Annotated in this window: 18 protein-coding genes; 5 read left to right on the top strand and 13 right to left on the bottom strand. The window is 70.8% G+C overall.

Annotation, left to right across the window (positions count from 1 at the left end; genetic code table 11):
- Positions 1-73 precede the first annotated feature (73 nt).
- The gene (locus AB5J50_RS16310; RefSeq protein ID WP_369258708.1) at positions 74-3,703 is read left to right on the top strand and encodes a S8 family serine peptidase; all 3,630 of its coding nucleotides are present in this window, start codon (positions 74-76) and stop codon (positions 3,701-3,703) included.
- 66 nt (positions 3,704-3,769) lie between these two features.
- Here the strand turns inward: AB5J50_RS16310 and AB5J50_RS16305 are convergent, their stop codons facing one another.
- Genes AB5J50_RS16305 through AB5J50_RS16295 form a run of 3 tightly spaced genes read right to left on the bottom strand, consistent with a single transcriptional unit; the run spans position 3,770 to position 7,394 of the window.
- Positions 3,770-5,110, bottom strand: a complete 1,341-nt coding sequence (locus AB5J50_RS16305) for a carboxyl transferase domain-containing protein (protein WP_369258706.1) — start codon at positions 5,108-5,110, stop codon at positions 3,770-3,772.
- Positions 5,103-6,590: an acyl-CoA synthetase gene (locus AB5J50_RS16300; RefSeq protein ID WP_369258704.1), complete on the bottom strand. Its 1,488-nt coding sequence runs from the start codon at positions 6,588-6,590 to the stop codon at positions 5,103-5,105. Before AB5J50_RS16300 ends, AB5J50_RS16305 begins: the two co-directional genes overlap by 8 nt.
- 51 nt (positions 6,591-6,641) lie before the next feature.
- On the bottom strand, positions 6,642-7,394 hold the full coding sequence (locus AB5J50_RS16295; protein WP_369258702.1) for a metallophosphoesterase: 753 nt from the start codon (positions 7,392-7,394) through the stop codon (positions 6,642-6,644).
- 138 nt (positions 7,395-7,532) lie between these two features.
- Here AB5J50_RS16295 and AB5J50_RS16290 point away from each other — a divergent pair, with 138 nt between their 5' ends.
- Positions 7,533-9,017, top strand: a complete 1,485-nt coding sequence (locus tag AB5J50_RS16290) for an aminotransferase class I/II-fold pyridoxal phosphate-dependent enzyme (protein ID WP_369258700.1) — start codon at positions 7,533-7,535, stop codon at positions 9,015-9,017.
- An 82-nt stretch (positions 9,018-9,099) separates the two neighbouring features.
- Positions 9,100-10,188 carry a MerR family transcriptional regulator gene (locus tag AB5J50_RS16285; protein WP_369258698.1) on the top strand — a complete coding sequence of 363 codons (1,089 nt, stop codon included), beginning with the start codon at positions 9,100-9,102 and terminating at the stop codon, positions 10,186-10,188.
- Here AB5J50_RS16285 and AB5J50_RS16280 read toward each other — a convergent pair.
- The 5 genes from AB5J50_RS16280 to AB5J50_RS16260 all read right to left on the bottom strand — a co-directional run bounded on the left by AB5J50_RS16280 (position 10,181) and on the right by AB5J50_RS16260 (position 15,208).
- Positions 10,181-11,542 (bottom strand): NAD(P)/FAD-dependent oxidoreductase, encoded by a 1,362-nt coding sequence (locus tag AB5J50_RS16280; RefSeq protein ID WP_369265415.1) that lies wholly within the window; start codon positions 11,540-11,542, stop codon positions 10,181-10,183. The two genes, AB5J50_RS16285 and AB5J50_RS16280, sit on opposite strands and share 8 nt — an antisense overlap.
- 95 nt (positions 11,543-11,637) lie before the next feature.
- Positions 11,638-12,855, bottom strand: a complete 1,218-nt coding sequence (locus AB5J50_RS16275) for an MAB_1171c family putative transporter (protein ID WP_369258696.1) — start codon at positions 12,853-12,855, stop codon at positions 11,638-11,640.
- 6 nt (positions 12,856-12,861) lie between these two features.
- Positions 12,862-13,494, bottom strand: a complete 633-nt coding sequence (locus tag AB5J50_RS16270; RefSeq protein WP_369258694.1) for a toxin-antitoxin system, toxin component — start codon at positions 13,492-13,494, stop codon at positions 12,862-12,864.
- Entirely contained in the window at positions 13,491-14,099 is a 609-nt protein-coding gene (locus AB5J50_RS16265) for a transcriptional regulator (protein ID WP_369258692.1), read from the bottom strand. The genes AB5J50_RS16270 and AB5J50_RS16265 overlap by 4 nt, the downstream gene beginning before the upstream one ends.
- 149 nt (positions 14,100-14,248) lie before the next feature.
- Positions 14,249-15,208, bottom strand: coding sequence for a GNAT family N-acetyltransferase (locus AB5J50_RS16260; RefSeq protein WP_369258690.1), 960 nt, complete (start codon positions 15,206-15,208; stop codon positions 14,249-14,251).
- Between the two features lie 78 nt (positions 15,209-15,286).
- On the opposite strand from AB5J50_RS16260, the gene AB5J50_RS16255 reads away from it, so the two are divergent.
- Entirely contained in the window at positions 15,287-15,775 is a 489-nt protein-coding gene (locus AB5J50_RS16255; RefSeq protein ID WP_369258688.1) for an HIT family protein, read from the top strand.
- 36 nt (positions 15,776-15,811) lie between these two features.
- Here AB5J50_RS16255 and AB5J50_RS16250 read toward each other — a convergent pair whose 3' ends face one another.
- Complete coding sequence (locus AB5J50_RS16250; protein WP_369258686.1) at positions 15,812-17,080, bottom strand: MFS transporter; 1,269 nt, start codon at positions 17,078-17,080, stop codon at positions 15,812-15,814.
- Positions 17,081-17,165: 85 nt separating this feature from the next.
- Complete coding sequence (locus tag AB5J50_RS16245; RefSeq protein ID WP_369258684.1) at positions 17,166-17,924, bottom strand: GntR family transcriptional regulator; 759 nt, start codon at positions 17,922-17,924, stop codon at positions 17,166-17,168.
- 278 nt (positions 17,925-18,202) lie between these two features.
- Here AB5J50_RS16245 and AB5J50_RS16240 point away from each other — a divergent pair, with 278 nt between their 5' ends.
- Positions 18,203-19,108: a RimK family alpha-L-glutamate ligase gene (locus tag AB5J50_RS16240; protein WP_369265414.1), complete on the top strand. Its 906-nt coding sequence runs from the start codon at positions 18,203-18,205 to the stop codon at positions 19,106-19,108.
- Here the strand turns inward: AB5J50_RS16240 and AB5J50_RS16235 are convergent.
- The 3 genes from AB5J50_RS16235 to AB5J50_RS16225 form a co-directional block, all read right to left on the bottom strand.
- On the bottom strand, positions 19,089-19,703 hold the full coding sequence (locus tag AB5J50_RS16235; RefSeq protein WP_369258682.1) for a hypothetical protein: 615 nt from the start codon (positions 19,701-19,703) through the stop codon (positions 19,089-19,091). The genes AB5J50_RS16240 and AB5J50_RS16235 overlap by 20 nt on opposite strands.
- Before the next feature lie 63 nt (positions 19,704-19,766).
- Complete coding sequence (locus AB5J50_RS16230; protein WP_189185273.1) at positions 19,767-19,994, bottom strand: Trm112 family protein; 228 nt, start codon at positions 19,992-19,994, stop codon at positions 19,767-19,769.
- Positions 19,991-20,899, bottom strand: coding sequence for a hypothetical protein (locus AB5J50_RS16225; protein ID WP_369265413.1), 909 nt, complete (start codon positions 20,897-20,899; stop codon positions 19,991-19,993). The genes AB5J50_RS16230 and AB5J50_RS16225 overlap by 4 nt, the downstream gene beginning before the upstream one ends.

The raw sequence follows: 20,899 nt of genomic DNA, 5'->3' as shown, positions 1-20,899 counted from the left end.
CCGCCCGACACTCTTCGCAGCATCCGGGCACCACCCCCGCCCGGCGCGCACCGCCGACCAAGAGAGGGCACGAATGACCAGAGGACCAGCGAGACGCGGAGCGGCGCTGTTGTCGGCCGGACTCGTGCTCGCCGTGCTGCCGACGGGACAGGCGCACGCGGGACAGACCAGTACCCCGGCGCCGGTGCCGACGCGAGCCGCCTCCGCCGCCCGCACCGTCACCCTCGTCACCGGCGACAAGGTGACCGTCACCGACCTCGGCGGCGGCAAGAAGACGGTCAGCGTCGAGCGCCCGAAGGGAGCCACCGGCGCGGTGCGCACGCAGGTGACCGACGGCACCGTCACCGTCGTACCGGACGAGGCGCTGCCGTATCTGCGGGCGGGCACCCTCGACCGGCGGCTGTTCGACGTGAGCGAGCTGATACGCCAGGGGCTCACCGACCAGAAGACGGACGAGCTGCCGCTGATCGTGACGTACGAGAAGAAAGCCGGCACGGCCACTCCGCGCGGCGCCGAGAAGACGCGCGCGCTGCCGAGCATCCGGGGCGCCGCCGTGGACGCGGACAAGGGGCGGACGTTCTGGCGGTCCATGACCCGCCAGGAGGGCATCGGCAAGGTCTGGCTCGACGGGCGCGTCAAGGCCGACATGGCCGAGAGCAACGCGCAGATCGGCACGCCGAAGGCCTGGGAGGCCGGGCTCACCGGCAAGGGCGTGACCGTCGCCGTCCTCGACACGGGCGTCGACACCAGCCACCCCGACCTGGCCGACAGGGTCTCGGTCACCAAGAGCTTCATCGACGGGCAGGAAGTCGCCGACCGCAACGGCCATGGCACGCACGTCACGTCGACCGTCGGCGGCAGCGGTGCCGCCTCCGACGGTACGGAGAAGGGGGTCGCGCCCGGCGCCACCCTCGCCGTCGGCAAGGTGCTCAGCGACCAGGGCTCGGGCAGCGACTCGCAGATCATCGCCGGTATGGAGTGGGCCGCACGCGACGTGCACGCCAAGGTGATCTCCATGAGCCTCGGCTCGACCGAGCCCAGCGACGGCACCGACCCGATGGCCGAGGCGGTCAACACCCTCTCCAAGGAGACCGGCGCCCTCTTCGTCATCGCCGCCGGGAACACCGGCGCCCCCTCCTCCATCGGCTCGCCCGGCGCCGCCGACTCCGCGCTGACCGTCGGCGCGGTGGACTCCGCCGACGAGGCCGCGTACTTCACCAGCGCGGGACCGCGCTACGGCGACAACGCCCTCAAGCCCGACGTCTCCGCCCCCGGCGTCGACATCCTCGCCGCCCGCTCCCAACTCGTGGACGGCAGCGGCTACTACACCTCCATGAGCGGTACGTCGATGGCGACACCGCACGTCGCGGGCGTGGCCGCGCTGCTCGCGGAGAAGCACCCCGACTGGACCGGCGCCCAGCTCAAGGACGCGCTGATGTCCACGTCGAAGCAACTCGACGCCTCCGCCTACGTGCTGGGCTCGGGCCGCGTGAGCGTCCCGGACGCCATCGGTACGCCGGTCACCGCCACCGGCAGCGCCGACCTCGGCTTCTACGGCTGGCCGTACGAGGACAACAAGCCCGTCACGAAGACGCTGACCTACACCAACTCATCCGACGCCGCAGTCGAGTTGAGCCTCGCCGTACAGGGCGCCGCCGACGGTGTCGCCACCCTCGCCGACTCCACGCTCACCGTGCCCGCGCACGGGTCGGCGTCCACCACGGTGACGGGCGACGGCTCCAAGGCACCCGTGGGCGACACCTCCGGCCAGATCATCGCCTCCGCGGGCGGCACGCCCGTCGCGCACACCGTGTTCGGGCTGGTCAAGGAGGAGGAGCGGTACACGCTCACCGTCCACGTCAAGGACCGTGCGGGCGAGCCGACCGCGGCCTACCTCGCGGTGCAGCAGCTGGCGGCCGGCATCGACCCGTCCTCGGCCTACGTCGACGACTCCGGCACCCTGAAGCTCCGGCTGAAGCCGGGAACGTACAGCCTGACGTCCTTCCTCGACGTGCACGGCAGCCACGGCGCGGACTCGCTCGGCCTCGGCTTCCTCGCGGCCCCCGAGATCACCCTCGACCACGACCAGGAAGTCACCCTCGACGGCAGCAAGTTGAGGGAGATCAAGGCGAAGGTCGACCGGCGCACCGAGACCCGGCAGCTGCTCATGGAGTTCGACCGGAACGGGGGCGGCTCGGACCAGTTCGGCGCCGTGCAGGTACCCATCAAGTACGACAGCATCTTCGCCGCACCGACGGCGAAGGTCACGAAGGGCAGCTTCGAGTACCGGACCGTGTGGCGGCTCGGGAAGCCGGTGCTGGAGGTCAAGGGCGTCGGCGAGGCCGTCGTGCAGCCCGGCAGCACACTGACCGAGGGGCACAGCAAGCTGCCGCTGGTCGATGCCGGAACCTTCACCGGCGGTGCCCTGACCGGGGTCGAGGGCAAGGCGGTCCTCGCGCGCCTCACTGACGGTGTCGAGCCCACCGCCCTCGCCCAGGCCGCCCAGGACGCGGGAGCCAAGGCCCTGTTCGTCACCGACGACACGGCCGGGCGGCTCAACACCTGGTTCGGCACCGACGAGTACGGGGACCGGCCGCTCCAGGTCGCCACAGTCAACACGGCGGACGCGGCACGGCTGCGGGCGGCTCGCTCCGTCGACATGACCGGGACGCGCAACACGCCGTATGTGTACGACCTTTCGGACGGACACCAGGGCGCCGTCCCGACGGGGAGTCTCACCTACGAGCCCAGCGACCGTGAACTCGCCGTGGTGGACACGAAGTTCCACGCGGTGAAGCCCGCCTCGGGCGGCGAGTTCCGGTACTCGATCACCGGCGCCTTCCCCATCGGCATCGGCTTCAAGGAGCGGATCGACTACCCCGCCGAGCGCACCGACTACGTCTCCACGAGCGCCGGGCAGTTGTGGCACGAGTCCGTGGACCTGGGGTCGAGCGCGCTGGAGGAGCGCAGCGGACTGATCACCTACAAGGGCGGCACGCACACCACACGCAACTGGTTCAAGCCCGTCTGGCATCCCTGGCTCGGCACCGGACTGGGCTGGGGGCAGCAACGCGCGGGCAACCAGATGCAGTTCAACACGCCCGGCTGGGGCGACTCCGGGCCCGACCACACCGGCTTCGGCGACGTGTGGAGCGAGGAGAACGGGATGACCCAGTTCACCGAGGTCTACCAGGACGGCTCCCTGGTCGACCGGCGGATGAGCTCCGGTGCCTACATCTGGGACGCGCCCGCCGACGAGCACACCTACAAGGTCGTCACGGACACCACGCTCGACCCCGACGGCTGGAAACTGTCCACGAAGGGCCACTCCGAGTGGACCTTCAAGTCGGCGGCCACCCCCGAGGACCACTTCACCTTCCTGCCGCTCCTCAACCTCGGCTACGACATCGACACCGACCTCGCGGGCGATGTGCGCGGCGGCAGCCGCATCCCGGTCGGCATCTACGCCGAGTACGTGAAGGGCGCGCCGGACACCGGGACCATCGGCGGCGGCAAGCTGGAGGTGTCGTACGACGACGGGAAGAGCTGGAAGGCGGTCCCGCTGACCGGCGCCAAGGCGTCCTGGAAGGGAACGCTCAGCGTGCCGCGCGACGCGGAGTTCATCTCGCTGCGGGCGTCCGCGACGGACGACCGGGGCGGTTCCGTGAGCCAGGAGATCACCCGGGCGGTGGGCGTGAAGTAACCGGCCCCTCTGTACAGGCGGCGCCGTCTCCCCTTGGGAGGGGGGAGACGGCGCCGCCCGACCGGCTCAACCCTTGGGATCCTCCGCGATGCCCCGGATCAGCCCCAGTCCGAGCAAGTCCTGCGGACGGACATGGAGTTGATCGGCGGTGGGGCGCACCTGGTCCGCCGGGCGCTTGAGGATCGCGGCCGCGAGCTCCGGCGCGATGACGGAGAAGTAACTGTCCGGCGCGGCCCAGGTGTTGCCCGGCGCGGCCAGCGCGAGCGCGCCGCCCGAACCGCCCTCGCCGATCACCAGAGTGGTGACCGGCGTACGGGCGGTGGCCACCGCGGCGAACAGATCCGCGATCGCCGCACCCGCACCCTGCCGCTCCGCGTCCGCGTCGTTCGCGGCGCCCGGGGTGTCCACCAACGTCAGCACGGGGATGCCGAGCCGGCCCGCGAGGCGGATCAGCCGGGCGGCGGTGCGGTATCCGGCGGGACGGGTCGCGGTCCCGCACTGGGCGGCGTACGCGAGGGGCCGCCCGTCCTCCGCGAGGCCGAAACCGCACAGCATGCCGTCGTCGGTGCCCCCGCAGCGGTCGCCGCTGATCGTGACGCGCCGGGTGAAGTACGCGTCCAAGTAGGCGGCGGCGCGGGGCCGTTGAGCGGAACGGGCGCGCTGGACGGCGTCCCAGCCCGTGGTGGGGAGGTCGAGCGTGCCCAGGGCCGGTGGTGGAGGCGCGGCCTCGGCCGAGGGCCGGGTGAGCAGGCCCAGCCACAGCGCGAGCGTCCGACGCAGTTCCTCCGGCCGTACGACGGCGTCCACCGCCCCCGCCGCCAGCTGGGCCTCGGCCGTGTACGCGGCCGGATCCGCGTCGGGCGGTCGGACCCGGGAACCCGCGAAGCCCACCTGGGCGCCGGGCAGCGCCAGGGTCACGTCGGCGCCCGCGCCCAGCGTGGCCCAGCCGCCGCCCGTCGTCGGATCCCGCAGCACGGCGATCTGCGCCAGCCCCGCCTCACGTGTGAGCGCCGACTGCCGGGCCACACGCTGGAGTTGGGTGAGCGCCGGCATGCCCTCCTGCATGCGGCTGCCGCCCGTCGCGACGAGCGAGACGACCGGAAGACGGTGCTCGCGGGCGTGGGAGTACGCCGCCTGCAGACGGTCGCCGGTGCGCTCGCCGAGCGAACCGCCGAGGAAGCCGAACTCGAAGGCGATCAGTACGGCGGAGGTGTCGCCGATGGCCGCGGTACCGCAGACGACGGACTCCTCCTCGCCGGTGCGGGCGGCGGCGCGGACACGGGATTCGTCGTAACCCTGCCAGGAGAGCGGCCCGTCGGGCTTGAACTCCGATCGTGGGTAGGCGATCTCGGCGAACTCGGCCGAGACGAGCGCGATGACGTCGCGCGCCGAGAACCGGTCAGTCATTCTTCAGCGCCCGCTTCAGGATCTTGCCCATGTCGTTGCGGGGCAGGGACTCCAGGAAGCGCACGGTACGCGGCCGTTTGTGCGGGGCGAGGCGACGGGCCACATGGTCGGCCAACTCGTCCGGGGAGGGCGGTGATTGAGGATCGGCGGGCACGATCCAGGCGACGACGCACTCGCCCAGATCGTCGTCGGGCTCCCCGGTGACGGCGGCCTCGCGCACCCCCGGGTATTCGAGGAGGGCGTTCTCGATCTCCCCGGCGCCGATCTTGTAGCCGCCGCTCTTGATCAGGTCGGTGGCCTTGCGGCCGACGATACGTACGGAGCCGTCGGGATCGAGGACCGCCATGTCGCCGGTGCGGAACCAGCCGTCCTCGGTGAACGCGGCGGCGGTGGCGTCCGGCCGGTTCAGATACTCGGTGAAGAGGTTCGGCCCCCGGACCTGGATCTCGCCGACACTCTCCCCGTCGTACGCGCCGGTGGGCGTGCCGTCGGTGTCGTACGCGGCGATCGTCGTCCCGTCCTCCTCGACGAGCCGCAGGTCGACGCCGGGCAGCGGCACCCCGACGGTGCCGGGGCGCGGCTCGCCGTCCGCCCGGACACTGGTGTTCATCAGCGTCTCGGTCATGCCGTACCGCTCGACGACCCTGCGCCCGGTGGCGGCCGTGATCCGCTCGTGGTCGTGCACGGGCAGCGCGGCCGAACCCGACACGAGGAGCCGCGCCCGGCCCAGCGCCTTGGCCAGCTCCCCGTCCTCGCCGAGCGCCTCCGCGAGCCGGTGGTACATCGTCGGCACCCCGAACAGCATCGTCGCACCGGCGTTCAGCTCCCGCGCCACGCCCTCCGCGCTGAACCGCCCCAGATGCCGTACGGACCCGCCGCGCCGCAGCGGCCCCAGAATGCCCAGGATCAGCCCGTGCACATGGAACAGCGGCAGCCCGTGCACGAGCACGTCGTCACCCGTCCACTGCCAGGCGTCCGCCAGCGCGTCCAGGGTCGAGGCGATCGAACGGCGCGGGATGACGGCGCCCTTGGGCGGGCCGGTGGTGCCGGAGGTGTAGACGATGAGCGCGGGGGCGGCGGGATCCGCCTCTGCGAGCGGTCCGGGCGCCGCCGCTCCGGTGCCGTACACCTGGACGTCGACCCGCTCCAGCTCCCGTACAGCGTCCGGCAGTTGGTCGTCCGGCCCCGCGAGCACCACCGACGGCGCACTGTCGGTGAGGATGTGCCCCAGCTCGCTCTCCCCCGACTTCGGGTTGAGCGGCACGGCCGGCACTCCGGCGAGCAGCGCGGCCACGACACCGACGGCCGTCTCCAGGGTCGGCGTCGCCCACACGGCGACCCTCCCGGCGCCGCCGAGCCGTCCGGCCAGTTCACCCGCCGAGGCGGCGAGCTCCGCGTACGTCAGGGACCGATCACCGAAGCGCAGCGCGCACCGCTCGGCGACCGAGCCGCCCACCAGGGCCGGAAAGAGGGAGGGCACGTGTACTCCTTGCCAGTAGGGACGTTCTGCGTGTGACAGCCAGAACCGTTCCTACACGATGACGCTCCTGAAATGGGTGGTCAGTCGCCCTTCCGCGTCCAGGACGTGGAACGCCAGCGCCGGCGGCAGGTCCAGGTGGACGTGGTCGTCCGGGTGGGCGCGCTGCTCCCACGGGAGGCGGAGGGTGGAGACGACACCGGGGGCCACGAGGAGAGGACGGCCGGCGAAGGTGGTGGCCGCCGGGGTGTGGGCGTGCCCGGTGAGGAAGGCGAGGAGGTGGGGGTGGCGGGCGGCCAGGGCGGCGAGGGACTGCTCGTCGAACAGCCGGATACCGTCCACGTACGGGGTGTTGAGGGTGGCGGGCGGGTGGTGGAAGGCGACCAGGACCGGGTTCGTGGCCTCCGTCAGGACGCCGTCCAGCCAGGTCAGCGTCTCGTCGTCCAAGTGCCCGTGATCCTTCCCCGGCACCGACGAGTCGCACACGGCGAGGGTGAAGCCGGGGGCGTGATGGACCTGGTTGACCGGTCCCGGAGTGGCGGAGGCGTCCCCGAGCAAGTGCTCGCGGAACGCGGCGCGTTCGTCGTGGTTGCCGGGGCAGACCACCAACGGGTGCCGGGAGGCGAGAAGACCGCGCGTCTCCGCGTACTCGGACGGCAGACCGTGGTCGGCGATGTCCCCCGTGACCAGGAGCGCGTCCAGGTCGTAGGGGAGGTCTTCCAGGTACGCCATGACGGCTCGGGTGCGGTCGATGCTGCGGGGGCTGTTGTCGATGTGGAGGTCGCTGATGTGGGCGATCACGATCATCGCGGGGTCCTTTCAGGATCCGGTTGCCGGTTGCCGGTTGCCGGTTGCCGGTTGCTGGCGGTCAGCGGTCAGCTGTCTGCTGTTCCGTGCCACGACCGACCGTAGAGGCCTTCCGGACCACGATTAAGATCCAGTCCCATGCCCGAAAACTGGTCCAGTTCGCGGCTCGACCTGCACCTCGACCTCGCGGCGGAGGGCGGTCGCCGTGCCCGCCTGGAGGCGGCGCTGCGCGAGGCGATCCGTGCCGGACGGCTCGCGGCGGGGACGCCGTTGCCCTCGACGCGGGGACTCGCGCAGGAACTGGGCCTGTCGCGCGGAACCGTCAGCGCCGCCTATGACCAGCTCGCCGAGCAGGGATACGTGACCACCCGGCCCGGGGCCGCGACCAGGGTCGCCGACATCGAGAACGGGCCACGGCCCCCCATCCCGCCGGCCGCCACTTCCGCACCGCCACCCCCGCCCCACGACCTGCGCCCCGGCCGCCCCGACGGCAGCGCGTTCCCCGCCCGCGGCTGGCTCGCCGCCACGCGCCGCGTCCTGGACCGGGCTCGACCCGAGGTGTACGGCCCCGGCGACCCCCAGGGCCGTATCGAACTGCGCACCGCGCTCGCCGACTACCTGGGCCGCACCCGCGGCGTCCGCACCACCCCCGACCGGATCGTGATCACCTCCGGCTACTACCAGACGGTCCAGCTGCTCTGCCGGGTCCTGACGGCCGAGGGCCGCGCGGCCGCCGCCGTCGAGGACCCCGGCCACGACTTCTACCGGGGCACCGTCCGCCGCGCGGGCCTCACCCCGTACCCGCTCCCCGTCGACGCGCACGGCGCGGACACCGGGGCCCTCACCGCAGGCACCGACGCGGTCTTCCTCACCCCCTCGCACCACTACCCGACCGGCGTGCCGTTGCACCCCGCCCGCCGCCGGGACGTCTGCGCCTGGGCGCGTGCCACCGGCGGGCTGATCGTCGAGGACGACTACGACGGCGAGTTCCGCTACGACCGCCGCCCGGTCGGCGCGCTCCAGAGCCTGGCCCCCGACCACGTCGCCTACTGCGGTACGGCGTCCAAGACGCTCGGCCCGGCCCTCCGGCTGGCCTGGACCGTGTTGCCGCCGGACCTGGTGGCCCCGGTCGTCCGGGCCAAGGAGGAGGACGACCTGTACACCGAGACGCTGGGCCAGCTGGTCCTGGCCGACTTCATCGCCACGCACGCCTACGACCGCCACATCCGCGCCGCCCGCCTGCGCTACCGAAGACGCCGCGAGCTCCTGATCTCCCGGCTGTCCGCCTTCCCAGCCCTCACGGCCCACGGCGTCCCGGCGGGCCTGCACACCCTGGTCACCCTGCCGCCGGACGGGCCCGCCGAGGCCGGCCTGCTGACCGCCTGCGCCGACCGGGGGCTGGTGCTGCGCGGGCTCAGCGAACTCCACCACGATCCGGCCGACCGGCCCGAGGGCCTGCTGATCGGGTTCGCGGCTTCGTCGGAACGGGCCTACCCGGCGGCCGTGGACGCTCTGTGCGCGGTTCTGGAGGGATTCCAGGAGGGATTCCAGGAGGGGTTCCAGGAGGGGTTCCAGGAGGGTCCTCCTGGAGGGTTCGCTTTCCGGGTGAACACATCGCCTTGACCTTCACCATTGGGCAAGCCCCAGCATCGGTGGCGGAACGAGGAACGACCGGACCATGAGACACGGACCACGGGGTGGGCGCATGGACATGCTGACGATCGGGGCCTTCGCGAAGGCGTGCCGGCTGTCGCCGAAGGCGCTGCGGCTGTACGACGAGCTGGAGTTGCTGCGGCCCGCCCGGGTCGACCCGGAGACCGGGTACCGGTACTACGCGGTCGGGCAGCTGGAGCAGGCGCGGCTGGTGGCGTGGCTGCGGCGGCTCGGGATGCCGCTCGCCCGTATCCGGCGGGTGTACGCCATGGAGCCGGGGCCGGCCGCGCGGGAGATCCGTGCGTACTGGGCCCAGGTCGAGGCCGAGACGGCCGCGCGCCGGGATCTGGCGGCGTTCCTCGTGGACCATCTCTCACCGTCCCAAGGGAAGGACACCAGCATGCTGGAGCTCCGTTACTCCGCTCTCTCCGACACCGGTCTGGTCCGCGGCGCCAATCAGGACACGGCCTACGCGGGTACCCGCGTCCTCGCCGTGGCCGACGGCTTCGGGCCGAGCGGGGCGCCCGCCAGTACGGCGGCGGTGGAGGCCCTCAAGTTCCTGGACGACGAGCCGCTGCCCGCCGGGAGCGTGCTCAACCTCCTTGAGGACGCCGTCCAGGTCGCCACCCGGGCCGTCCAGGACATCAGCCCGTCCCGGAAGGACGCCGGCACCACCCTGACCGCGATGGTGTGGACCGGCTCCCAGCTCGCGCTCGTCCACATCGGGGACTCGCGCGCGTATCTGCTGCGCGACGGGGAGCTGTTCCGGATCACGCACGACCACACCGTCGTCCAGTCGATGATCGACGAGGGTCGGCTCACTCCGGAGGAGGCCATCACGCATCCCCAACGCTCGCTGCTCTTCAAGGCGTTGGGGGCGCGGGGCGCGGTCGCCGACGTACCCGACATGAGGTTGCACGACGTCCGGCCCGGCGACCGTTACCTGCTCTGCTCGGACGGTCTCCCCATCGTCGTACCGGACGATGAGATCGCGCGGATTCTCGGATCGACTCCCGTGCCCGACGAGGCTGTTCGGGCTCTGGTCGGCGCGGCGAACGACTCCGGCGGTCCGGACAACGTGAGTTGTGTGGTGGCGGACGTCGTGGAGAGCGACGCCGCCACCGGCTACCGGTTCAACTAGAGCGGTCGCCCGCCGCCTTCCACTCGTCGTCCGTGAGCGGCGGCCCGGTGAGCTGGGGCTTGAGCGGGCCGATCACGGCGGCGAGGAGGACGCTGGGGGCGAGGAGTACGTGCGCGCCGCGCTCCAGGGAGGACACGTCGGTGAAGCGGCGCGCGATACGGCCGTTGCCGGTGGCGGTGTACAGGAGCCGGTCGACGTACGCGGCCAGGATCCTGTCCCTGAGCGTGGGGCCGGTCTCGGTCGCGCCCGGGAAGAAGACGTCCTGGCCGGTGGCGAGATCCCAGGCCGCGTTGACCGGCCGGGCCACCGCCTTCTGGAGAGCGCGGGCCAGCCGGGGCGTGCCCCAGCCCCGGCGGCGGATCACGTCGCGCAGGGCGACGGCGCTCTGGGCCGCGACCGACATGCCGTGACCGTAGATCGGGTTGTACGCGGCCAGCGCGTCGCCGATGACCAGGAAACCCTCGGGCCACTGACGTGAACGTTCGTAGTAGTAGCGGCGGTTCGCGGTGGTACGGGTGAACGCCACACCGGTCAGCGGCTCGGCGCCCGCGATGAACTCGCCGATGACGGGGTGGCGCAGCCCCTCGGTGGCGAACCGCTCGAAGTCGCCCTCGTCGGAGGTGGGTTCACCGCCCCGGGTGCCCGACAGGGTGACCATCCAGCGGCCGTCCTCGATGGGCACCATGACGCCCGACCGGCCGGGGAGGCCGTCGCGCGGGGCCGCCTGCACGTTGAGGATGGGGAAGCCGTGCCGCGCGTTCTCGGGGGCGCGGAATACCCGACTGGCGTACGCGAGGCCGGAGTTGACGTGCCGGACCTCCGGTTCGGGCAGGCCGAGGGTGGTGAGCCACTCCGGTGCGCGGGAGGCACGTCCGGTGGCGTCGACGACCAGATCGGCGGGAAGCGTGTACTCGGCGTCGGTGTCGGTGTCGTCGTGGCCGCGGACGCGGACACCTGTGACGACGTCGGCGGTGCCGTCGAGACCGAGCGCCTCGGCCCGCTCGATGAGCCTGATCCGCTCGTCGTCGAGGATCTGCGCGCGGACCGTCGCGTCGAGGAGGTCACGGCTGCACAGGATCATGTGGTGGGACTCGTCCCAGCGGCGGAACCAGCCCTGGGGCGACAGCGCGACCATGTTCTTCGTCAACGGCACCCGGTGCGCCCCGGCTTCCGCCAGCAGTCCGGTGACACCGGGGACGAGTTCCTCCATCGCCTTCGCACCACCCGACCACAGCGTATGGACGTGCTGGGCCTGGGGCAGGTTCTTGCGCCGCTCCGGCCCGTCGGGCAGGACATCGCGCTCGACGACGGTGACGACGTCCGCGAACTCGGCCAGGGCGCGGGCCGCGAGCAGGCCGGCGAGGCTGCCGCCGAGGACGACGGCGGATCTCAGGGGCCGGGCGCCGGAGGGGCGATCAGCGGTGGGGTGATCGCTGTGGGGGCTGGCAGTCATGGGGCGGGCACGCTCTCTGCTGCGGCGGCCGCGCGCTCGCGTACCGTCCTGATGTCGTCGGTGTGGCGGAGGGCCCGGGACACGGCCTCGATCCCGTCCAGCAGGTCTTCGATGTCCGGGCTGCGCAAGGGGGCGGTGGCGTCGTCCTCCCGGGTTCGTCGTTTGGTGTCGATGGCCTCCTGGATCGTCACGGCATGGGCGAGCGGACGCGCCCGGCCCGCCTCGCGACCGAGGCCCACCGCGGCGTCGTACGCCCGTTGGTCCAGGTCCTCGTCGATGTACCGGGAGAGGTGGAGCAGCGCGTCCCGGATGAACGTCTCGCGGCGCGTCAGGCGCAGTTCGGGGGTGGCCCGCAGCTTGAAGGGCACGCGGCCGCCGGTGACGGTGCGGGTCAGCAGGTACAGGGGCCGCAGCCGCCAGTGGCTGAGCCGGGTGTGCGCACGGCGGTGCAGGTACTGGCCGGCGTGCGGAAGGATGAACCCGACCGCGATCAGGATGGCGGAGACGGCGGCGACGGGCGGCGACAGGGCGGTGCTCAGCCAGTCCAGGTCGTGGCCGGTCCACCGGGCGACGACGGCCGTGAGCTTCGAGCCGTCGTAGATCAGGTTCATCGCGTAGCCGACGCCCAGGCACTTCAGGCCGCTGCGCAGCCATACGTCGAGTCCGTCGGTGCGGATCCAGTTCCAGATCAGCCGGTAGGTGATGAGGCAGGCCACGGTGTGCGCGAGCAGGTAGAGCAGGATCTCCTCGCGCATGAAGGCGGTGGTGGCGTAGTACGTGTCGAGGTCATGCACCCGTTCGACGGGGGCGTCGGCGAGCGCGAACAGCACCCACAGCGCGACGATCACGCCCGAGTAGACGCTCACCACCCACCGCGTGGCGCGGCGCGTCGTGTCCGAGCGGTCGGAGATGCCGTTGCGCCAGGCGGTGATCAGCAGCAGACAGGAACCGCAGAACGCGGTGATCAGGCTGTAGACCAGAGGTGCCGAGAAGTTCGGTACGCCGGTGACGCGGTTCGTCCAGGTGATGGTCGCCGGCGCCGCGAAGACGAAGACGCCGCAGGCGAGGACGAGCAGGCCGCCGACCGCCCTGAGCAGCGGGTCCTTCCAGAGCTTGATGATGCTGGGCAGTTTGATCGCCAGGGCGGCCGTCAGGACCGCCGCCGGTATCCAGAAGGAGATGTACAGACCGTCGAAGAAGCGGGAAGGATTCATCGTCGGTCAGTCCTCGGGTCCGCGATAGCCCAGGGACGCCTGGATGGCCCGGCCCACCGGGTCGACGGGCCCTTGCGTACGCGGCCCGGTCACCCATGAGCGGAAGACGCTCGCCAGGTGCAGGCCGAAGTCCTCGGCCTCGGCCTCGTCGGCCTCGTGGGAGCCGTTGCGAGCGGCGACGGTGAGGGCGATCTCCTGCCAGTCGGGGCTGCGCCAGTCGGAACTGCGCCAGTCGGGGTTGTCCGAGAGGGCCCGCGCGGCGGCCGCCGCACCGTCGACGTGATGGTCGCGGTGCCCTTCCCGCATGTGCCACAACTCATGGCCGAGGATGACGAGTTGCTGCACCGTCTCCGCGCGTTCCTCGATGATGACGAGGTCGAAGTCGTGGAACTCCATCCACAGGCCGGTGACTTCGATCTCGTCGGGGAAACGCTCGAAGCGGAGCTGCACGGGACGGCCGTCACGGCGCCTGCTCATCTCCTCGCACAGAGCGCCCGCCAACTCCCGTACGTCGACCGGGGTGTCGATCTTCTTCCGCAGCACGCGGCTGAGTTCCACCGCGAGGGCGCGCATCTCGGAGTCGGCTTTGTGCGGACGCAGCGCCGCCGCGAGGGCCCGTACCCGGCCGGCGAGCCTCATCGTTCCGCCTCCTCGCCGCTCAGCAGGGATTCGAGCATGAGCGCCAGCGCCTCCTGCTTGCGGGGCGTCAGCCGCCTGCCGCGCAGGGCGAGCGTGATGACTCCGTGCCTGGTCGTGAACTTGAGCAGCGGGCCGTCCTCCGCGGTGCCTTCGAGTTCCCGAAGGGTGCGCTGGAGCGCTCCGTTCAGGGAGACGGCGGCCGGATCGGTGAAGAACTTCGTGCCCTGGTCGATGTGGAAGAACTCCGCGAGCCGGGTGAGGTCGGGCACGTTCGGCATCTTGTCGCCGTTGAGGAGGGAACGGGCCCACTTGTCGCTGATCCCGAGACGGGCGGCGACCTCCCGGCACACATCGGCGGGCCTGCGCCCGCTCTCCGCGAGATACGCCTCGTACAGCGCGCGCACGCGCCCCCGGATCCGGTCGTCCACCTTGTCGTCGCGTGGAGCCTCGCCGTCGAGCAGGGCCCGGACCTCCCCCTCGGGCAGCGCCGTACGGCCGGACAGGGCACGCGTGTCGAGGACCTCGCCCCGGTCCAGGCTCTTCTCGGCGATCTGTGCGTCGAGGCGTGCGAGGGTCTCGGGAAGAGGCGGCGGGGACTCATTCACCAAGGGGCTCCTGGCAGTTGACTCGTCAAATTGTCACGTTGGCCGACACTACGTGGCCGAGTCGGCGCGCGTCACGTTTTTCCGAACGATCGTTCCCACTTCCAGAACGATCGTTGCCGGCGGTCGGCGGTCGGCAGCCGGTGGTCAGGTCATCCCACGGGCCGGATCAACTCCCAGGTGTCCACCCCGTAGTCGAGGCTCATGCCGTGCCGTTCGTACAGGGCGAGCGCGCCGCTGCTGTTGTCGGTGTCGACGCCGAGGCCGATCCGGTCGCGGCCGAGCGCCGCGTAGTGGCCGAAGGCGTGGCGCAGCAGGTGGCTGCCGAGGCCCTTGCCGCGAGCCTGGCGCAGAACGCCGAGGTTGCCGATCCAGGCCATCGAGGCACGGTCGTTGTGGCTGCGCAGCACGGCCGCGTCGCCCAGGCCGTCGACGTGCGCGACCCAGATCAGTGACCAGTCGACGCGTTCGGCGTCGATGTCGTCCAGCCACTGTTCGTACGTACGGGGTTGGTGGTCGAAGTGGTCGGTGAAGGATTCCTGGAGCAGCGCGTGGGCGCGCCGGCGGTCCGGCTCGTCCAGGCAGGGGCGCAGCGTCACACCGGGCGGTGGCGTCGGCAACCGGTCGGTGGTGTCGTCCAGAGGACGGGCCATCACGTTGTGGCGGCGGACCGCGCGCCAGCCGCGTCCGCGCAGCGCGTCCAGGTCGATGGTGGGGGCGATGTTGAGATGCAGGTGCACCACAGCCCGCGCCGCCCCGTTGGCCGCCGCCCGCTCCGCGGCCCGGGCCTCCATCAGGCCGAACACGTAGAGGGCGCCCTGCTGCTGGTCGGGCAGCGTGTAGTGGTCGATGTCGATCCGCTCACCGCCGGAGTCGTCCCACGCCAAGCCGTATCCGATGAGCCGGTCACCGTCGAAGAGCAGCCAGGAGTCACGCTCCAGCTCCACCTCCGGATGCTTCAAACTCGCCTGAACCTCGGCGAGTTCGGTGTCGGCACGACCGATCTCCAGCAGGTCGACCTCGTTGAGCAGCGCGCATATCGCCGCCGCGTCGTCGAGCGTGGCCGGGCGGACGGTGAGACCGGGCGGCGGGGGAGCGGCGGGCGATGTCATGGGTCCACTGTCTGGGCGAGGGGGCGCTGCCCGCAACGCACTTTCCTGGGCGCCGGGGGGTGTGTCAGGGTCCCCGGCATGAGTGATGACTGGCGTACGGACCGGATCGGAAGCGCGCTGAAAGGGGAGAACCCCGCCGTGCTCAGGCGTCTCGAAGCGGGTTTCGCCGTGATCGGGGACGTCCAGTTCTTGCCCGGCTATTCAGTGCTCTTGGCGGATGACGTGACCGTGCAGCGGTTGTCGGACCTGCCGAGGGCGCGGCGGCTGGCCTTCTTGTCCGACATGGATCAGCTGGGGGAAGCGGTCGAGCGCGCGTGCAGGAGGCTGGATCCGGCTTTCCGTCGGGTGAACCTGGAGATTCTCGGAAATACCGATGGATTTCTGCATGCGCACGTGTGGCCGCGGTTTGAGTGGGAGCCGGCGGAACTCGTGGGCAGGCCGGTGTGGTTGTACCCGCGCGAGAAGTGGAGCGACGAGCGGTTCGCGCTCAGTCCGCAGCACGATGTGCTGCGGGAGGTGATCGGCGAGGAACTGGACCAGTTGCAGTCCACGCGCCGGCCGTTGTAGGCGCGAGCCGTTGTAAGCGCCGGCCGTTGTAAGCCCTCAGCACACGAGTTCGGGACCTTCTTCCTTGGGCAATTCGCGCAATTCGCGCATGCCTCGAAGCGGTGACAGGAAGTACGGGAGGACGCTCGACGTCATGCCGGCGGCACCGATCCACAAGGTGGCCTTCGCCCCGAACACGGAGCCCGAGACTCCCCCCAAAAGCCCGCCGAGCGGAATGCCGCCCCAGGACACGAACCGGGCTGTGGCGCTCATCCGGCCCAGGAGCCGATCTGGTGTGAGGGTCTGCTGGACGCTTGACTGAGCGACAAAGCGGATGACGCCGCCCAGGGAAAGGGACGCGAGTCCGAGCGCGGCCGCGTATACGCTCCAACCCGGATGCGACAACGGCATCAGGACGGTCAGCGGACAGGTGGCAAGTGGTGCCAGCCAGATGACCGGACCCTGCCCCACCCGCTGCGAGACCTTGGTTGCCGACAGCGCTCCCAGCAGGGCACCACAGCCCATTCCCGACAGAATGAGTCCGATGCCGAAGGACTCAAGCTTTATCTCCCGCTCCAGGAAGACCAGCAACATGGTTTGGTACATGACCAGGAAGAGGTTGAATATCGCATCTCCCAGGATGATGGAACGCAGGATGGGATGCTTGAGAACAAACTTCAATCCCTCTTTGATGTCCCGAAGCAGTTGAGGACGCTCACTCGGCTCCCGCTTCTGCTCGCGTCTACGGATACGGGTCGCGAGCAGACCCGACATCGCCATCCCGGCCGAACTCACCAAAAGCGTTGCGGGGGCTCCGAGCCAGCCGACCAGCGGCCCTGCCAGCCCTGGTCCACTGATACTGGTCACCGAGCGTATCGCCGAGAGTTTTGAGTTTCCTTCGACGAGATTTCCGCGTCCCACCAGATGCGGCAGATAGCTGACATACGCGACGTCGAAGAAGACGGTCAGCACTCCATGAACCAACGCGACCGCGTAGAGCCACCCGATGGTCAGAAGGTCCGACCACCACGCCACCGGTACGGTCAAGAGGACGGCCGCCCTCGCGAGATCGGTGCTGACCATCACTGATCGCTTCCGCATGCGGTCCACCCACGCGCCTGCCGGCAGTCCGACCAGGAGTGAGCCTGCCGTGGTCATCGCGGTCAGTAATCCCACCTGCAACTCGTCGGCATTCAACGCCATGATGGCGACCAGCGGCAACGCCAGAAAAATAATGCGATCGCCCAGCTGGCCCAGCGCGGTGGCGGCGAACAAACGCCCGAAATCCGGATCGCGCAGGAGTCCGAGCCGGGAGGGGGTTGGCATCCGAGTTACCTCTGTCGGTTTCGAGATGGCGCTCTACTGGCGCTCTACTGGCTCTCTTCGGGCTCTCTTCTGGCTTCGACGCGCGCTACGGCTGGTCGACCACGAACTCGTAGGCCACTTCCCTGCGTACGTCCGGAATGACGATGTCGGCGGTTTCCACCGGACGTCTGTCGGTGTCGTAGATGGTCCGCTCGATCTGGAGCACCAAATCCCCGACACTGATTCCGAGCAGATTCGCCTGTGCCTGGGTGGCACGAGCCGGGCGGGGCAGCTCGACCACGGTCTCGACGACCACGCCGATGGAGCGCATGCGCTCGACCACCCCCTTTCCCGCGAGGGGGCCCATCTCGGGCAGCACCACCGGCGTTCCGTCCGTGATGGCCATCGGCTCCCAGGATTCGGAGAGCTGGACGGGTTCCCCATCGGCAAGAAACTCGTAGTGCGTGTTGACGCAGAGATCTCCGGGGCTGATGGCGAGCCGCTCGGCGATTGCCTCAGGGGCGGGGACACGCGCCTGGCTGTGTGAATCCCAGGCGCCGGCCCTGCCCCTCTCCTTCATGCCGGCGAGGGAAGGGGAGCCTCCTTGGCGCTCGCGATGCCGCGAGCGAACCATCCGCAGGCGCTCACGCGGCATGCGGACGTAGGTGCCAGAGCCCGCGCGTCCTTCGATGAGGCCCTTGGCGATCAAGCGGTCCATGGCCCTCTGCGTGACGTTTCGCCCGACCCCGTACTCCTCGGCGAGCTGCGCCCGGGACGGCAGGCGCTCCCCGATCTCCCACTCTCCCGCGAGAATCCGCGCACTCAACGCGTCGGCCACTGCAAGGTACGGCGCCTCTCGGGGCATGGGTGACCCTCCGGTTGCTCTGCTGTGCGGAAGCTGGTGATTCCAGGTGGAGTTGGCAAGCTAGTGCACCGGGCGAAAGCTGCTGGAGTAGAAATACGCTCGGTGCTCAAGCGGCAATAGGGGTTCGCGTGATGCGCATCAGAACCGCGCTGCCCTGGTGATGGCTTGCTCTGGTCGCGTATGTGGTTGTTAGCCTGCGTCGGGATCGCCCCGAGATGTCGTACGAGGAGTCGTGCGCCGAAGCCGTACGAGGATCCGTGCGCCGAAGTCGTACGAGGATGGAGTCCGCCGTGGCCCGCACCGCCGCCCGCGCACGTATCGCGCTCGTCACCTACGACCCGGGCGAGGAGCCCAGCGCGGACCGGGATCTGCCGGTGCTGGCGGCGGCCCTGGAGGGTGTCGGGGCCGAGGTGGTCGTCGTGTGCTGGGACGATGCGGAGGTCGACTGGGCCGCGTTCGACCTGGCCTTGATCCGGTCGACCTGGGACTACAGCTGGCGGGTCGCGGAGTTCGTGGCGTGGGCCGAGCGGTGTGGGGGGCTCACGCGGCTCGCGAATCCGGCGGGGGTCGTGCGGTGGAACACCGACAAGCGGTACATCGGGGATCTGGCGGCGGCGGGCGTGCCGGTCGTGCCGACCCGGTATCTCGCGCCGGGGGATCCGGCCGAGCTGCCCGACGACCACGAGTTCGTGGTGAAGCCCACCGCCGGGGCGGGCGCGCGGTATGCCGCCCGGTACACGCCCGAGGAGCGGGAGACGGCCGTACGGCAGCTCGCGGCGATGCACGCGGAGGGGCTGACCGCGATGGTGCAGCCGTATGCGAAGAACATCGACGCCGCTGGTGAGCGGGCGCTGCAGTTCTTCGGCGGGCGGCTGCTGCACGCCAGCCGGAAGGGTGCCGTACTGGAGCCGGGGACGCCGTACGACGGCGACAAGGTCCCGCATCCCCGGCTGGAGGTCTGGGAGCCGACAGCCGCCGAACTGGCCGTCGCCGAGCGTGCGTTGGCCGCCGTGCCCGGAGGCGCCGACGCCGTGCTCTACGCCCGCGTCGACCTCGTGGACGGCGACGACGGTGAGCCCCGGGTGATGGAGCTGGAGCTGGTCGAGCCGAATCTCTTCCTCTGGCTGCACCCGGACTCGCTGCCCGTCGTAGTGGAGGCGATCGTCAAGGCCGCTGCCCTTTGACGCCGACCCGCTGCAGCAGCCCCCACGTGAACTCCGCCGCGCACTCGCGCCGTACGCCCGACGCGTCCGGAGCCGTGAAGGCCAGACCCCAGCGCGTCGGGGCCGTGCCCTCCAGGGGGCGGGCGGGGGCGAAGGCGCGGGCGGCCTCGTCGACCGTGCAGGACCAGGGGGTCAGGTCGTCGAGGGTCTTGAGGACCGGGCCGGGGGCGCCGGGGGCTCGTACCAGCCACTCGTTCCAGGCGACGCCGTTCGGGGCGACGAGGACCTCGAATCGTAGGTCGGGCCAGAGGGGGACGGGCCACAGCAGGGCCTCGCAGGTGAGATCGCCGATCTGGCGTTCCGCCACGGACTCCGGGGCGCCCAGGATCGAGCGGTAGCGGGAGGTCGCGGCGCGGGAGCGCGGGGCGTGCAGCATGGCCTGCCAGCGGCGGTTGGCCTCGCGTATGTCGGCGATGGAGACGCCCAGCTCGTGTCGGGCGTCCTCGACGAGGTCGGGGTTGTGGTCGGCCATGCGGCGCAGCAGGACCAGCTGGAAGTGGAGAGCGGTGAAGGGGGTGGGGGTGGTGGCGGGGCGTTTGGCCGGCATGGGATCCATGGTCGCGTATCCGGCGCCTTCGGCACGGCACCGGTTCTGGGCTGTGTCATGGAGCCATCCGTTTTATGGAGCCATCCGTTTGAGGAGCTCCTCGTGTTCGTCCTCCGTGACCTGCTCCCCCGAGGACGGCAGCAGCTGCGGGATGCCGTCGACGATCGGGTACCGGCGGTGCAGGCGCGGGTTGTAGAGGGCCTCCTCGGACGTCAGGGCCTCGTCCGGGACGAGCAGGTGCAGGGGGCCCTTGTCGAGTGGGCAGGCCAGGATCTTCAGCAGCGGGTCGTCGGGGTTCATGGTGGCGTCAGCTCCTTGGCACCGATGGGGGGTTGAGGTGCGGTGTCGTCGTGCTTGGGCATGGCGAGCAGGACCGACACCGCGAGTGCGGTGCCCGCCAGCCGCAGCGCGAGCCGCACCGGTTCGTGCGGCAGCGCCTCGCCGAACGCGAGCGTGCCGAGCACCGCGGTGAACAGGCTGGTCACCGTCGTGCAGACCGGCACGATCAGCGAGGCCCGGCAGCGTTGCAGCGCCGCCTGGGACATGACCAGGCCGAACGCGCCGGTGAAGAGAAGGAGGTAGGGGTACGGGGAGCGGAGCAGCCCAACGACCGCTCCACCCGGGTCACTTGTCGTCAGGTAGCTCGACACGCCCTTGATGGCGAGCGAGCTCACGCCGTACAACAGGCCTACCGCCACGCCGTATTCGACGCCCGTGGTCGGCATACGGTGCCGGTGTTTGGAGCGGCGCTCGGCGGCTCCGTACAGCCACACGCCCAGCGACAGCGACGGCAGGCAGACCGTGAGGACGAGCGGCGCCGGTGCGCTGCGGCTCACCGTGTCCGTGCCCTCGCGCAGGGACAGCACGACCATGAGCAGGGCGAGAAGGATCGCGCCGAGCGCGTACCGTTCGCGGCCCGTCGTCTGCTCGCCGAGCAGCCGGGAGGAGAGCAGCACAAGGAGGACCAGGCCGGAGACGAAGATGCCCTGGGCCGCGGCGATCGGCAGGGTGCGGTAGACGGCGAGCTGGGCGCCGAAGCCCGCCGCGAGGGCCAGCGAGCCGCCGATCCACAGGGGGCTGCCGAGGACCAGGCGCAGCAGCCGTGCGGGTCGGTGGATGTCCACCTCGGGCAGAGCGGCGAGCGCGCGTTTCTCCAGGACGAATCCGGTGCTGTACAGGACGTTCGCCAGCAGGGCCGCGGCCAC

It is taken from the genome of Streptomyces sp. R35 (genome assembly GCF_041053035.1).
Classification (GTDB): domain Bacteria; phylum Actinomycetota; class Actinomycetes; order Streptomycetales; family Streptomycetaceae; genus Streptomyces; species Streptomyces lutosisoli.
The sequence above is the reverse complement of the archived record's forward strand: the minus strand, read 5'-3'. Positions and strand labels throughout refer to the sequence as shown.